The organism is Arsukibacterium sp. UBA3155 (assembly GCA_002364615.1).
Lineage (GTDB): Bacteria > Pseudomonadota > Gammaproteobacteria > Enterobacterales > Alteromonadaceae > Alishewanella.
This window is the reverse complement of sequence record DEYP01000015.1, coordinates 224,673-239,821: the sequence shown is the minus strand read 5'-3', so window position 1 is coordinate 239,821 and position 15,149 is coordinate 224,673. Positions and strand designations below refer to the sequence as shown.

Annotated in this window: 10 protein-coding genes and 3 tRNA genes; 11 read left to right on the top strand and 2 right to left on the bottom strand. The window is 49.8% G+C overall.

The features are described from left to right. Nucleotides 1–284 precede the first annotated feature (284 nt). The 3 genes from B2X65_RS06255 to metH are packed head-to-tail and all read left to right on the top strand — an operon-like array spanning nt 285 to nt 4,958. Nucleotides 285–1,229 carry a homoserine O-succinyltransferase gene (locus B2X65_RS06255; protein ID WP_290611335.1) on the top strand — a complete coding sequence of 315 codons (945 nt, stop codon included), beginning with the start codon at nt 285–287 and terminating at the stop codon, nt 1,227–1,229. 43 nt (nt 1,230–1,272) lie between these two features. Continuing rightward, nucleotides 1,273–2,337: a homocysteine S-methyltransferase family protein gene (locus tag B2X65_RS17800; RefSeq protein WP_349678703.1), complete on the top strand. Its 1,065-nt coding sequence runs from the start codon at nt 1,273–1,275 to the stop codon at nt 2,335–2,337. Beyond that, entirely contained in the window at nt 2,337–4,958 is a 2,622-nt protein-coding gene (metH, locus tag B2X65_RS06250) for a methionine synthase (protein WP_349678702.1), read from the top strand. Before B2X65_RS17800 ends, metH begins: the two co-directional genes overlap by 1 nt. Nucleotides 4,959–4,968: 10 nt before the next feature. Here metH and B2X65_RS06245 read toward each other — a convergent pair whose 3' ends face one another. After that, entirely contained in the window at nt 4,969–8,631 is a 3,663-nt protein-coding gene (locus B2X65_RS06245; protein ID WP_290611334.1) for a hybrid sensor histidine kinase/response regulator, read from the bottom strand. Between the two features lie 168 nt (nt 8,632–8,799). On the opposite strand from B2X65_RS06245, the gene B2X65_RS06240 reads away from it, so the two are divergent. Further along, nucleotides 8,800–9,561, top strand: coding sequence for a substrate-binding periplasmic protein (locus tag B2X65_RS06240; RefSeq protein ID WP_290611333.1), 762 nt, complete (start codon nt 8,800–8,802; stop codon nt 9,559–9,561). A 10-nt stretch (nt 9,562–9,571) separates the two neighbouring features. Here the strand turns inward: B2X65_RS06240 and B2X65_RS06235 are convergent, their stop codons facing one another. Next, a complete protein-coding gene (locus tag B2X65_RS06235) occupies nt 9,572–10,078 on the bottom strand; it encodes a TIGR00645 family protein (protein ID WP_290611332.1) in 507 nt (168 codons plus the stop codon). Nucleotides 10,079–10,271: 193 nt separating this feature from the next. Here B2X65_RS06235 and B2X65_RS06230 point away from each other — a divergent pair, with 193 nt between their 5' ends. The 7 genes from B2X65_RS06230 (at nt 10,272) to B2X65_RS06200 (ending at nt 15,016) form a co-directional block, all read left to right on the top strand. Next, entirely contained in the window at nt 10,272–11,018 is a 747-nt protein-coding gene (locus tag B2X65_RS06230; RefSeq protein WP_290611331.1) for a hypothetical protein, read from the top strand. A 2-nt stretch (nt 11,019–11,020) separates the two neighbouring features. Next, nucleotides 11,021–11,488 (top strand): regulatory protein RecX, encoded by a 468-nt coding sequence (locus B2X65_RS06225; protein WP_290611330.1) that lies wholly within the window; start codon nt 11,021–11,023, stop codon nt 11,486–11,488. A 10-nt stretch (nt 11,489–11,498) separates the two neighbouring features. Then, nucleotides 11,499–14,120 (top strand): alanine--tRNA ligase, encoded by a 2,622-nt coding sequence (gene alaS / locus B2X65_RS06220; protein WP_414631411.1) that lies wholly within the window; start codon nt 11,499–11,501, stop codon nt 14,118–14,120. A gap of 243 nt (nt 14,121–14,363) precedes the next feature. Continuing rightward, nucleotides 14,364–14,564 carry a carbon storage regulator CsrA gene (gene csrA / locus B2X65_RS06215; protein ID WP_290611328.1) on the top strand — a complete coding sequence of 67 codons (201 nt, stop codon included), beginning with the start codon at nt 14,364–14,366 and terminating at the stop codon, nt 14,562–14,564. A 162-nt stretch (nt 14,565–14,726) separates the two neighbouring features. Beyond that, nucleotides 14,727–14,816: transfer RNA gene (locus B2X65_RS06210), tRNA-Ser, on the top strand. 12 nt (nt 14,817–14,828) lie between these two features. After that, nucleotides 14,829–14,905, top strand: a tRNA-Arg gene (locus B2X65_RS06205). A 34-nt stretch (nt 14,906–14,939) separates the two neighbouring features. Continuing rightward, nucleotides 14,940–15,016 (top strand) — tRNA-Arg (locus B2X65_RS06200). Nucleotides 15,017–15,149 lie beyond the last annotated feature (133 nt).

The window sequence follows — 15,149 nt, the reverse complement described above, 5'->3', positions numbered from 1 at the left end:
CAACAACTTGTTTACCCATGATACCGCCTGATTGAAATAACACAACGTTATTTAGGGTTAGAAACGTGGAATTATCCACCGACGTAACGGCTTGAATATAAGTTCTGAGCCAAATGTCGGGCGCAGGCATGAAAAGAATTACCGTTGTTGTCTGCAATGTCAACAAGAGTGTAATACAACACTGACAAATATTACCTTATATTTAGCCATCTAAACGTATAGAAGTTGACATTGCCAGTGGTTTTACGCAACATAGCTACTATGTCAGTTAACCGGGTGTGGCTATGCCTATTAAAGTAATCGATCAGTTGCCGGCGGTAGAAGCGCTGTCGGCAGAAAATGTGTTTGTAATGACCGAGAGCCGGGCGCAGTCGCAGGATATCCGGCCGCTGAAAATTGCCATTTTAAACCTGATGCCGAATAAAATAGCCACCGAGGTGCAACTGCTACGTTTACTGGCCAACAGCCCGCTGCAGGTCGATGTGGATTTACTGCGAATTGATGATCATGTGAGTAAAAACACCCCGCCGAGCCATTTAAACTGCTTTTACCGTTATTTCTCTGAAGTGCAGCAGCAAAAATACGATGGTTTAATTATTACCGGGGCGCCGCTCGGCTTAGTTGATTATGAAGACGTTACCTACTGGGCGCAGTTTGGCGATATTCTGCGCTGGGCCGATAGCAATGTTACCTCAACGCTGTTTTTGTGCTGGGCAGCGCATGCCGCGCTGTATCAACACTATGGCTTGCAGCGGGAAATTCGCGGTGAAAAGTTATCGGGCGTGTACTGGCAACAGGTAAGCCAGCCGCTTTGCCCGCTGGTGCGCGGTTTTGATGACGAGTTTTTAGTGCCGCACTCGCGCTATGCGCAGGTGCCGGAACAAAAGTACCAGCAGCACGAAGATTTACATATATTGGCTGAGGCCGATGTAACCGGCGCCTACCTATTGCAGAACAGTAGTGGTAGCCGGGTGTTTGTTACCGGCCACCCGGAGTATGATTTAACCACGTTAGACGAAGAGTACCAGCGTGATTTAGCTGCCGCCGCTACAGCTACCGCTACCGCCGCGCCAAAACTGCCAGAAAACTATTACCGGCATAACGACCCGACGCAGGGGCCGCAAAAACTGTGGCAAAGCCATGCCTTTTTACTGTTCAGCAACTGGCTGAACTATTATGTTTATCAGGCCACGCCGTTTGAACTAAGCCAGATTGGCCACAGCGCTTAAGCCGCTTTACGTTTTAACGACTTGAAATAACAAAGAGCATTTTATGACCGCAAGACTAACGCCAGAGCAGTTTCGTCAGTTACTTTCACAGCGCATTTTTATTCTCGATGGCGCCATGGGCACGATGATCCAGCAGCATCGGTTAGAAGAAGCCGATTATCGTGGCCGCGAATTTGCCAACTGGCCCAGTGATGTGAAAGGCAATAACGATTTACTGGTGTTAAGCCAGCCTGATTTAATTGCTGATATTCATCGCCAGTACTTGCTGGCCGGTGCCGATATTGTTGAAACCAATACTTTTAATGCCACCACCATTGCCATGGCGGACTATCAGATGGAAGGCCTGTCGGCGCGCATTAACCGCGAGGCGGCGGCACTGGCCCGTAAAGTGTGCGATGAAATAACGGCGCTTGAGCCGCATAAACCGCGCTTGGTTGCCGGCGTTCTGGGCCCCACTAACCGCACTGCATCAATATCACCGGATGTAAACGATCCGGGGTTTCGCAATGTCAGCTTTGATGAGTTAGTAAATGCTTACACGGAATCAACCCACGCCTTAATAGCAGGCGGTGCCGACATTATTATGCTGGAAACTATTTTTGATACGTTAAACGCCAAGGCAGCGGCGTTTGCGGTGTTAAAAGTATTTGATGAAGTGGGTTATAAACTGCCGGTAATGATTTCCGGCACCATTACCGACGCCTCGGGCCGCACTTTGTCGGGCCAGACCACGGAAGCGTTTTATCATAGCCTGGCTCATGTCGAGCCGGTGTGTTTTGGCCTTAACTGCGCGCTGGGCCCCGATTTACTGCGCCCTTACGTTGAAACCCTGTCTGGGGTGTCAGAAGCCTATGTGTCGGTACACCCAAATGCCGGTTTACCCAACGAATTTGGCGAGTACGATTTAGGCGCCGAAGAAATGGCAGCAGAAATTGCCGATTGGGCACAGCAGGGCTTTTTAAATATTGTTGGCGGCTGCTGTGGCACCACGCCAGAGCATATAAAAGCCATTGCTGATGCCGTAAAAGATGCCCCGGCAAGGCGCCCTAAACCTGCCAGTCATAGTTTTAACTTGGCCGGCCTTGAAGCCTTTTCTCTGGAGTGGTAATGCGACAACAGGCCCGATTTATTAATGTTGGCGAGCGGACAAACGTTACTGGCTCGGCAAAATTTAAAAAACTGATTTTAAACGGCGATTATGAAGCGGCGCTCGATGTGGCGCGCCAGCAAGTGGAAAACGGCGCGCAGATTATCGATATCAACATGGATGAGGCGATGCTCGACAGCAAAGCCGCCATGGTGCGCTATTTGCAGCTGCTGGCTTCTGAGCCCGACATTTCGCGGGTACCGATTATGGTCGACTCGTCGAAGTGGGAGGTGATTGAAGCGGCGCTAAAATGCATTCAGGGAAAAGCCGTAGTTAATTCTATTTCGCTAAAAGAAGGCGAGGCGCCGTTTTTACAGCAGGCCACCTTACTGCGTCGCTACGGCGCGGCCGTGGTCGTGATGGCGTTTGACGAGAAAGGCCAGGCCGATACCAAAGTGCGCAAAGTCGAAATTTGTCAGCGCGCTTATAAAATCCTCACCGGGCAGATTGGTTTTCCGCCAGAGGACATTATTTTTGACCCGAATATTTTCGCGGTGGCCACCGGCATAGAAGAGCACAACAACTACGCGGTGGATTTTATTGAAGCCACCCGCGAGATAAAGCAGCTATGCCCACATGCGAAAATTTCCGGCGGCGTCTCTAACGTGTCGTTCTCATTTCGGGGCAATGATGCAGTACGCGAAGCCATTCACTCGGTATTTTTATACCACGCGGTTGCCGCGGGCATGGACATGGGCATTGTTAATGCCGGTCAGCTTACTGTATATGACGATATCCCGCCGCTTCTAAAAGAGCGGGTAGAGGACGTTATTCTTAACCGGCGGGATGATGCCACTGAGCGCCTGCTGGAAATTGCTGCCGAGTTTAAGGGCGATGGCAGTGTGGCTGAAAAAATGGATGATGCCTGGCGCAGCCTGCCGGTGAATAAGCGGCTGGAACATGCGTTAGTAAAAGGCATCACCGATTTTATTGAAAGTGATACCGAAGAAGCGCGAAAGCAGGCCGAAAAACCGCTGCACGTGATTGAAGGGCCGTTAATGGACGGCATGAACGTCGTTGGCGATTTATTCGGTGAAGGTAAAATGTTTTTGCCTCAGGTGGTGAAATCGGCCCGGGTGATGAAAAAAGCGGTGGCGTACTTGCAGCCGTATATCGAGCTGGAAAAAGAAGGCGGCCGGGCGCAAGGCAAGGTGCTGCTGGCAACGGTGAAAGGCGATGTGCACGATATCGGCAAAAATATCGTTGGCGTGGTGCTGCAGTGCAATAATTTTGAAGTCATTGACCTGGGCGTTATGGTGCCCTGCGCTGAGCTGCTCAGGGTAGCGAAAGAGCGCGAGGTTGATGTAATAGGCTTATCGGGCCTTATCACGCCTTCCTTAGATGAGATGGTGCATGTCGCCAAGGAAATGACCCGCTTAGGCTTTACCCAGCCGCTGCTCATTGGCGGTGCCACCACCTCTAAAGCGCATACTGCGGTAAAAATTGAGCCCAATTACGCCAATGGCGTGGTGTATGTGCCTAATGCCTCGCGCAGTGTGTCGGTGGTGCAGTCATTAATTAGCCCGGACAGCAAAGCGGGCTATTTAAGCCGGGTTAAAAGCGAATATGTGGTGGCGCGCGAGCAGCATGCCCGTAGCCGGCCAGGTGAAAAACTGCTTAGCTTAAATGAAGCTAAAGCCAATAAGTTTACGCTAGATTTAAGCAAAGTAGCGCCTGCCCCGAAACAGCCTGGTGTGCATGTATGGCAGGATGTTGATTTAAACCTGCTGCGCGATTACATCGACTGGACGCCGTTTTTCTTAACCTGGCAGCTCTCCGGTAAATACCCAGCCATTTTAAACCATGCCGAAGTGGGCATGGAAGCGCGCCGGGTGTTTAAAGACGCCAATGCCATACTCGACACCATGATTAACGACGGCCACGTTAAAGGCAAAGCGGTGTTTGGTTTGTTCCCGGCTAACAGCGACGGCGACGATATTATCGTGTACACCGACGAGACCCGAAGCACAGAAAAAGCCCGTTTGTATAACCTGCGCCAGCAGTTACAGCTAAGAAACAACGCGCCCAATTGCAGCCTGGCAGATTTTATTGCGCCGACAGGCAGTGGTGTCAACGATTATATTGGCGGCTTTGCGGTCAGCACCGGCTTTGGTGCTGATGAATTTGCCGCCAAATTTGCCGCCGAGCATGATGACTACAACAGCATTATGGTTAAAGCGCTGGCCGATCGCTTAGCAGAAGCTTTAGCTGAATACCTGCATTTAAAAGTGCGGCGCGAATACTGGGGCTACGCGGCTAGCGAGGATTTGAATAACGAGCAACTTATTCGCGAGTTGTACCAGGGCATTCGGCCCGCGCCGGGCTATCCGGCCTGTCCGGAGCATACCGAAAAAGGCACCTTGTGGCAGCTGCTGGATGTCGAAGCGCAAACCGGCATTGTGCTTACCGAAAGCTACGCTATGTGGCCAGGTGCTGCGGTAAGCGGTTGGTATTTTGGCCACCCCGACAGCAAGTATTTTGCCGTAAGCAAAATAGGGGATGACCAGCTGCAGGCGTATGCCGCCAAAAAAGGCTGGAGCACCGAGCAGGCGCAAAGCTGGCTGGCCCCGAATCTTCGCTGAGCCGGCCGCTTCAGGTGTGTAATACCTGCTTTATTTTTGCTGAGAGCGCTGAGAGCTCAACAGGTTTGGTCAGGATATCGATAAAGCCGCTGCTGAGGATCCGGTCGGTCAGCTCGCGGTTATGATGCGCCGTAAGTGCCAGCACCGGTACCTGATCCAGCGCAGAGCGCTGGCGCACGGCTTGCAAAGTGGCAAAGCCATCCATCTCTGGCATTTCGATATCCAGTAAAATAAGTGCGGCGCTATGCTGTTGCAGCCAGCTCAGGGCTTGCTGTCCACCGCTTGCAACGTGCACCTGATAACCAATTTTTTCCAGCATCAGTTTTAGCAGATTCTGATTAAAATAATTGTCATCAATCACCAATATTCGTTGGGTATCGCCGGTATCCGGTATACTGTCATGCTCGCTCTGACTGACATCTTCACTGTGACTCACGTTTTCACGTTGACTGATATTTTCAATATGACCAACAGGTGCGCCGACCTGGGTATTCATTGCTTCGACATGCCCGGTTTTGCTGGCGACAGCAGGCAAAGTCAGGCTAAAGCTGAAGGTGCTGCCAACGCCAGGCTCACTTTCCAGCTTTAGCTCAGAATCCATTAATTGCAGCAGTCTTTGACAAATAGCCAGGCCAAGGCCAGTGCCACCATATTTGCGGCTTACCGAGTTATCGGCTTGCTGAAATGCCTGAAATAACTGGCTTTGCTCGTTCTCGCTAATGCCAATGCCACTATCGGTTAACGCAAAATGCAATTGATCATGATTTAGCGCAGTGATACGTAACTGGATTTGGCCCTTGTCGGTGAACTTAACAGCATTGCTTAACAGGTTCATTAATATCTGGCTTAACCGCAGCGGATCGCCACGGCGGCTATCTGCAATAGTGGCTGGCAGGCTGCGTTGGTACTGCAGGCCCTTGCTGGTTATCTGATTGCTGAACAGATCTTCCACCTGAGTGAGCGTCGCGCGCAGAGAAAAATCGGTTTGCTCTACCACCAGCTTGCCCGCCTCAATTTTTGAGAAGTCCAGAATGTCATTAATAATGCTGAGCAGAATTTTGCCCGCGGCACGAATTCTCAGCAGATATTGTTGTTTGTGTTCTACCGCCGTCGTTGCTTCGGCCAGTTCAGCAAAACCCAGCACGGCATTTAGTGGTGTGCGCAGCTCATGGCTCATATTCGCCAGAAACTGGGTCTTAGCCCTGGTGGCGCTTTCTGCCGTTTCCCGCGCCTGTTGCAGCTGCTGCATGGTCTGCTCCAGGTGTTCGGTGCGCAGTGCCACTTGCTTGCTCAGGCGTTGTTGTTCAGTAATAGCGCTGTGCATGCGCCATCTGTGCAGCAAATACAGTAGCGTGATACTAAGCAGCAGATAAGCGAGCAGCATGCTCCAGTGCCAGTACCAGGGGCTGGCTATCTGAAAATGCAGACTATCCGCTGTACTAATCTGGCCCGTCACATTTCTGGCTCTGAGCTGAAACTCATAGCGGCCACTTTGCAGGTTGGTGTATTCACGATAATGCTCCTGGCGCCAACTGGACCATTCTTTATCATGGCCCAGCAGACGTACCTGCAATTGATCGGGCTGTAACGGATTATAGTTGGGGCTGCTGAACTGAAATCGTAAATTCCGTTGCTCGCTACTCAGGGCAATAGTGTCGGGTAATGCTCCGCCACTATAAATAAGCTGTTGCTGGTCGACCAACACTTTACGCAGCAGCGGAGGTTTGGGCTGATGTTGTTGATACTGATCATCGGCAAAGCGGAAAATACCCTCGGCACCGCCAAACCAAATTAGTGGCCATTCCACCAGAATGGTATCCAGCGGGATGTCGGATAAGGGCTGTAAAGCATTATCATGCCATTGATAGCTGCCGTTATCGTCGGGTATGGCGACCCCTGCTGAGCGGGTGCCGTTCAAATTGTCCCAGAGCAACATCCAGATCCTGCCGTTTGCATCGGCAACGGGGTTTCGAACCCAGGGTTGCTTATCGTTGAATAAGCCCTTAAAAGCGGCAGCCAGTTCAAATTGTTGCTGCGCCGCATCATAACGTTGCATGCCACTTACCGAGGCGATGAAAAGCTGATCATCTAAAACGTGCACAGAATTTCTGTTCAGACTGGGCAAGCCCTGATCTTTGGTAAAGCGGGTGATAGCCAGCGGTACAGAATCACCGCCTTGCCAGGATGCGGGCAAGAGTAACCGATAGACACCATGGGCCAGGGTGCCCAGCCACAGCTCACCATTTGCCATTTCAACGATGCTGTTCAGGTTTCCTGCTACGCCTGGTACCCGGCCTTCGTCAAGCCATTGGCCGTCAACGAAACGCATGGTGGCCAGGCCATCCTGCAGCCCGACATAAACCCGACTGGGATCACGCTCGGAGACCTGTAAAATTTTACTGGCCTGAGGCGAGGGCCTGATTAAGGTAAGTTGCTCTTGAGCTAACTGATAAACACCGTCATTGTTAGCAATAAGCAGACGCTGGCGAAACTCGGTAAAGCCCCAGGTTTGCTTTTGCAGCGGCGCTAACTGCACAAATTCGCCACTGCCATCCTGGCGGCGCTGCAATCGGAACAACCCCAGGCTGGTGCCGGCATAAAGATGTTGCTGATAGCGGGTGAGTGCCAGCACATTGCCTGCCAGGCCGCTGGCACCGCGATGGGCGGTGATTGCAGAATGTAATGCAATCCTGGACAGGCCATGATCAAGACCGAGCCAGAGCCCACCCTGATGATCCTGGTATAAGGCTCTGACATTCTGATCTAGCAAACCGGCATTGCGATTGTAGTGGCCAACCAGTTCTCCCTGCCTGTTCAGGATGTAAACCCCGTTTTGCACGGTACCAAGGGCAATGTCGCCGTTGTTCAGGGTCAGGCCTGAATAAAGTACCGCCTGCTTTAACTGCTGATCATAAGCCGTTGGCAGCCGCGCAACCCCTTTGTCATTCAGTAAATACAAACCTGTTTCCCGGCTTCCTGCCAGCAAGGTGTCGTCAGAGTATGCTTCAAGTACAAAAAGACTTTCATGGGCAAAATGCTCGCCGCCCGGCACTAGCTGGAAGTTACCCTGCTGCAATACCAGCAAGCCAGTACCTTCTTCTCTGATGTAAAGGCGCTTATTAACCCAGAACGCTTTTAAAAAGCTGCTATTGCTGCGCCAGACCTCAATTTTTTCATTATGTAACCGGAACACATAATCGCGACTGGCAAAATACACGCTGTCGTCGCTGACAAAGGTCTGTCTGACATCCCGGAAATCACGAAAGCTGGCGGGAACTAAATGCAGTAAAGACTGATAGCGGGATTGGCCTTCACTATGGTCGATATAACCAATATCTCCCTTCGCCCCTACATAAACCCGGCCATCGGCAGAGAGGGCGAGCGAGCGGGCCACTGATTTATTGCCGGTTTGCATGATCCGCCAGTTCTGGCCATCATATTCCAGTACGCCGACGTTATTGCCGACATACAGCACCCCACGTTGATCCTGCAGCAGCGCCCAATTTTGGGTGCCCGCATGATAATCTTTTGGTTTCAGGTTATGCAGCATAGGCATGCCGTGCTCAAACGTGGCGGCAAGCGCCGACATTGGCGCCAGCACAACGATAATGAGCAATGTAATCCTGGCCAGTAACCTATAGCTCTGGTCGAGAAACCACCTAAAGTCGGGCACAGTGAACTCCATTTCTTGGCCGCTGCCGTCAGACTGACAAGCGGCCTATCTTAACTGGAGTATTCTTCCGAGCCAAGCATTCAGGCATGACCTAGGTGATCAAATAAGGTCTTTCAGTTTGCAGAAAAGGCGTTATGCTCTTTAAAACATTAAGTAAGGAGTGCGCCTGTGCGATTGAATTGGATCCTGGTCTTGCTGCTACTGGCAACGCAAGGTGTGCTGGCAGCCGCGCCACTTACGGTGCTGGTAGGCCAGCAAAAACCCCCTTATATTAATACCGCGAATATTTCAGGCTATGAGGTGGAATTGCTGGCTGAGGTGGTTAGCAGGATGGGCTATGAGCCAGTTTTTTTATTTGTTCCCAATGCGCGGATTAAACCACTGCTGTTGCAGGGTGAGGGTGATATTGCCAGTTTGCAACCGGTATCCAATGAAGAGGCTGGCCTGTTTTATTCTAACCCGTATATTCGTTACCAGAATATTGCGGTTAGTCTGGCAAAAGATAAATTGGTTATTAGTCACAGCAGTGATCTGGGACGCTATTCGGTACTTGCTTTTCAGAATGCCAGTTTAGTTTTGGGGCCAGACTATACTGATATGGTAAAAATTTCAGCCAATTACCGTGAGACGGTTGATCAGCAAGCGCAACTGACCATGCTTTTATCGCAGCGGGTTCAAGTAGTGGTTATGGACCGCAATATTTACAATTATTATCGGTTGCAGCACGATGATGCCGAAGCGATGGCTATGCATCCGTTATTTAACACCACGGTTTACCGCGCTGCATTTCGGGATGCAAATGTGCAGCGTGCTTTCGACCGGGCGCTGCTCAGTGTAATTCTGGATAGCTGGTATCAGCGCTTACAGCGCAAATACTTTGGTGAGGAAAACCAAAGTCTGCCACATAGCCTGCTATGCACTGACAGTTAAGCACTGTCTGTCAAAGTGCTTTGGTTTTGTCATCCCGCAGCAATTTATCCAGATAACCCATCGCAAAAGCGGATAACACAAACGTAATGTGAATAAACAAATACCATTTTATTTTGTCATTAGGAATGACTTCAGTATTCATAAATACTTTAAGCAAATGAATAGAAGAGATGGCCACAATTGAGGCGGCCACTTTATTTTTCAGGGAGCCTGCGTCCAGTTTACCCAACCAACTTAATTTATCGTCATTGCCTTCTAAATCCAGCCTTGATACGAAGTTCTCGTAACCAGAAAACATCACCATGACCAACAGGCCGCCAACCAGTGCAATATCAATTAACGACAGCACGACCAGAATCAGCTCGACTTCTTTCATACTGAAAATAATAGGAATGATATGGATAATTTCCTGAAAAAACTTTATTGCCAGTGCCATTAACGCCAGGCTAAGCCCCAGATAAATTGGTGCCATAATCCAGCGGGCAGAATAAATAAGATTTTCAACAAACTTTTCCATAGTAACGCCTCAATAGAATGATGTTGCTATTATGCGGCCCGGTCACAGCAAAGCAAGCCCGGTTATCGGCCATTTGCCATATTTCTGCCGCAGATGCTGAAATTAATCGCAGCTCTCTTATTTTAAGCGGTTTTGCAGTATGATAGCGGCCTCTAATGGCAGCACACGCTGTCAGTACCGGCAAGAGGTTACTGTGGAAAAGCCGTTTCAACTGAAACTGATTATCAGAAGGGTTAGCGCTACTGCATCGCTGCAATGGTTGTCTGGCGCCTGGCAGCTGTTTAAAAAGACCCCAGTGCTGTTTATGGCAATGTTTTTACTGACCGCTTGTCTGGGTTTTTTATTGCAGCTGAACCAGCTGACGGCGATAGTCTGGGTATTTCTGAATCCGTTTTTAACGGCTGGGTTCTACAAAGCTATTGTTGGTGTTCAGCACCAGCAACACGTGACGGTTGATTGGGTATTTAAACCGCTGGCTGAACCGGCCTGCCGCTTAATCTTATTAGCTATTGGTGCGCTCAAAGTATTGTTGTTAACGCCTTTAATCAGTTTTCAACAGCAATTGCTATTGCCGATGTCTACTGCAATTGAGAGTCAAAGTACCGCTGATATAACCATTACCTGGCAATTGCTGGTATTGGTGGCGTTGTTTGCTCTGGTGTTTATGTTATTTGCCTATGCGGTCGCCATTGCTTACTTTTTAAAAGAACAACGTATTCTGGCGGTGCTGCAAACCAGCTTTATTGCCTGTTGGCGTAATGTGGCGGCACTGCTGGTTTTTGGTTTGCTGAGCATGGCGCTGGTGCTGTTAACCGTGCCCACATTTTTTATTGGCTTAATCGTGGTTTTACCGCTGTTAAACATTGCCTTCTTTTTGTCTTTTAACGAGGTATTTGCGCTGCAGGTAAAATCATCAGATGACGGCATATTAGAGGTTTAAGCATGGCTGAACTGGCCCAGCTGAAGAAAAACGCCTTAAACTGGCTTAGCCGGCGGGACTACAGCGAAGCCCAGTTGAGTCAGAAGTTGCGCCAGAAAGGCGCGTTGCCAGAACAGTTAAGCGCCGTTATCGAGTGGTGCAAAGCACAGCAGTACCTTGATGAAAGCCGGTTTTTAAGTATGCTGGTACGCAACAGGGCGCGCCAGGGGTATGGGTATAATTACCTGCTGCAGGAATGCCGGGCGCAGAAAATCAGTGTTGAACAACTAAATAGTTGTCTGCATGCGCTGGCTATTGACTGGTGGGCATTAGCCAGTGCTGCTTATCAGAAAAAATATGGCGACAGCCCGATAAGTGATTATAAAGAAAAAACAAAACGAATGGCCTTTTTGCAGCGCCGGGGTTTTAGTGGCGAGCAAATAAAGGCAGTATTTACTGAATTAACAAACCAACCTAACCGGACAGGATAGTTTCATGACGATGACTTCGGCCAAAATCAGACAGGCTTTTTTTGATTATTTTGCCAGTAAACAACATCAGGTAGTTGCCAGCAGTTCGCTTATTCCGGGTAATGATGCCACCTTATTGTTTACTAACGCTGGTATGGTGCAGTTTAAAGATGTGTTTTTAGGGCAGGACCAGCGCAGCTACAGCCGGGCGGTATCTGCCCAGCGTTGTGTCCGCGCAGGCGGCAAGCATAACGATCTGGAAAATGTGGGCTACACAGCCCGCCATCATACTTTTTTTGAAATGTTAGGTAACTTCAGTTTCGGCGATTATTTTAAACGTGAAGCAATCGGCTATGCCTGGCAGTTTTTAACAGAAGTGGTCAAGTTGCCAAAAGAAAAGTTGCTGGTAACGGTGTATGCCTCAGATGATGAAGCTTACGATATCTGGTTAAAAGAAATTGGCGTGCCAGCCGAGCGCATTGTCCGCATTGGCGATAATAAGGGTGCGCCCTATGCTTCTGATAATTTCTGGGCCATGGGTGATACCGGTCCTTGTGGCCCTTGCACCGAAATATTTTATGACCATGGCGAGCATATCTGGGGTGGCCCACCGGGTTCACCGGAAGAAGATGGTGATCGCTTTATTGAAATCTGGAATATCGTGTTTATGCAATTTAACCGCCAGGCTGGTGGTGAAATGCAACCGCTGGCTAAACCCAGTATTGATACCGGTATGGGCCTGGAACGGATTGCTGCGATATTGCAGGGCGTGCACAGTAACTACGAGATAGACACCTTTGCCGCACTAATTAAGGCTGCTGCTGAGATAACGGGTGCCACCGACTTATCGGATAAATCGCTACGGGTAGTAAGCGATCATATTCGTAGTTGTGCGTTTCTGATTATTGATGGCGTGCTGCCGGCCAATGAAGGCCGTGGTTATGTATTGCGCCGGATTATTCGCCGCGCTGTGCGTCATGGCAACACCCTGGGCGCGAAAGGGGCATTTTTCTATAAGTTAGTTGCAGCACTGGTAGCACAAATGGGCGAGGCTTACCCTGAGCTGATTGAGAAGCAAGCCGTTATTGAAAAAGCGCTGCGACTTGAAGAAGAGCAGTTTGGCAAAACACTGGAACGTGGCCTGACGATCCTGGATGATGAGCTGAAGGAATTGACCGGCAGCGTGATCCCGGGTGAGCTGGTGTTTAAATTGTATGATACCTACGGCTTTCCGGTAGATTTAACCAATGATGTTGCAAGGGAGCGTAACCTGACCATTGACCAGCCGGGCTTTGATGCTGCTATGGCAGCACAGCGAAAACGTGCCCAGCAAGCTTCAAATTTTGGTGCGGATTACAATGCAACGTTAAGCTCTGCTCAGCATACGGCGTTTACCGGCTATGATCATGAGTTTGGTGATGCGACCATTGTTGAAATTTTCAGCGAGGGTAAAGCGGTCGACAGTCTGAGTGCAGGTGACAGCGGCTTGGTAGTGCTGGATGAAACGCCGTTTTATGCAGAGTCTGGCGGTCAGATGGGGGATAGCGGAAAATTACTATTGGCCGGCGGTGGTGAGTTTGCGGTAACCGATACCATTAAGTTAGCTAAAGCATTTGCTCATCAGGGACAAGCCAGCGCAAATCTGCGGGTTGGCGATAAAGTTGCCGCCAGAATCGACAGTGACCGGCGCAGCGCGATAAAACAGAATCACTCGGCCACTCACTTGTTGCATGCGGCACTGCGACAAATATTAGGTGAACATGTTACCCAGAAAGGCTCATTGGTGGGGCCAGAACGGTTACGGTTTGATTTCAGTCATTTTGAAGCGGTCAAAGCCGCGGAGTTGCGTGAAATTGAGCTTTTGGTTAACCAGCAAATTCAGCAGAATAACCCGTTGCAAACCCGTTTAATGCCGATTGAGCAAGCCAAAGCGGCAGGCGCCATGGCATTGTTCGGCGAAAAGTATGATGAAGAAGTCCGGGTGTTGTCGATGGGTGAATTTTCTGTCGAACTGTGCGGTGGCACGCATGTCAAACGTACCGGTGATATTGGTTTCTTTAAAATTGTCGCTGAAGCAGGCATTGCTTCCGGCATCCGCCGGATTGAAGCAGTAAGCGGCAACGGCGCGCTGCATTATATTCAGTTGCTGGAGCAGCAGGCTGCGCAAGCGGCGGCATTGGTAAAAGGCGATATGTTAAGCCTTGCCGACAAAGTGCAACAAGCGCTGGAGAAAAGCCGTGGCCTGGAAAAAGACATTGAACAGTTAAAAGCGAAAATGGCCAGCCAGGCTGGCTCGTCACTGGAGCAGCAGGTTAGCCAAATCGCCGGCGTCAATGTGCTGGTCAGTGAGGTTGAGCAGGCCGATCCGAAAAGCTTAAGAGTCATGCTGGACGAGCTGAAAAATAAACTGAGTCCGGCGGTTATTCTGCTGGCAACGGTAAACGATGCTAAAGTTAGTTTAATTGCGGGCGTTAGCAACGAGTTAACCGGCAAAGTGCACGCCGGCCAGATGGTTGCCTGGGCAGCAGAGCAGGTTGGCGGGAAAGGTGGTGGTCGGCCCGATATGGCGCAGGCCGGTGGCACTGACAGCAGTGCTTTACCGACCATGCTGACAAAAGCGCAGCAGTATATCAGTGATAAGCTGAATAGCTGATCGTCGATAACCGATGTTGCGTAAAAAAATACTGAACAGCTGCTGACCGTTTTAATGCTGTTGTATATCGCGAAAAGCTTCCGGCCAGTGCCAAAGTTGCTACAATTTGCAGGTAATGGTCAGAAGCGGTTTATAAATATCATTTGCTGGCTTTTCAGTAGGAGCCAGCTGAGTTACTATACGGCGTTTTATCGAAAACAACGGTGAAAGGTCACTGTAATTGCAAGGAAAAGGAGCAAGCGAATGCTAATTCTTACCCGTCGTGTTGGTGAGACTCTGATGATCGGTGACGAAGTAACGGTTACCGTGTTGGGTGTAAAAGGAAATCAGGTTCGGATTGGTGTTAATGCGCCAAAAGAAGTGTCTGTGCATCGTGAAGAAATTTATATGCGGATCCAGGCAGAAAAAGATACCTCTGGTGGCGGCTTTAACGAAAGCAACTAAAAAATTACCGGCAGGATGCTGGTAACCAAAACAGACTGTTTTAATCAATAGCTGGTAAATATTGAGCGAATTGTTTAAAAGGTCGGCAAACAGACTTTACTGTCCTAAAAATTGTTTGACTTATTTTCCTGAGACATTAATATACACGCCGCAACATAGAGCGGAGAAATGGCCGAGTGGCTGAAGGCGCACCCCTGCTAAGGGTGTATAGGGGAAACTCTATCGAGGGTTCGAATCCCTCTTTCTCCGCCATTTTTATAGAGCGGACGCATAGCTCAGCTGGATAGAGTACTCGGCTACGAACCGAGCGGTCGGAGGTTCGAATCCTCCTGCGTCCACCATCTATAAAACGTAGTTTGAAAAAGTAATACCACCGGATGCATAGCTCAGCTGGATAGAGTACTCGGCTACGAACCGAGCGGTCGGAGGTTCGAATCCTCCTGCGTCCACCATATACGAAGAACCCGCTACGGCTAACGCCTTAGCGGGTTTTTTTATACTCACATTATGCTGCCTGACGCAGGTGGTTGAGAAGCTCCGGAAGGTTCGACCAATTTGCCGGGAGCAAATTGGCACAGCTTCAGC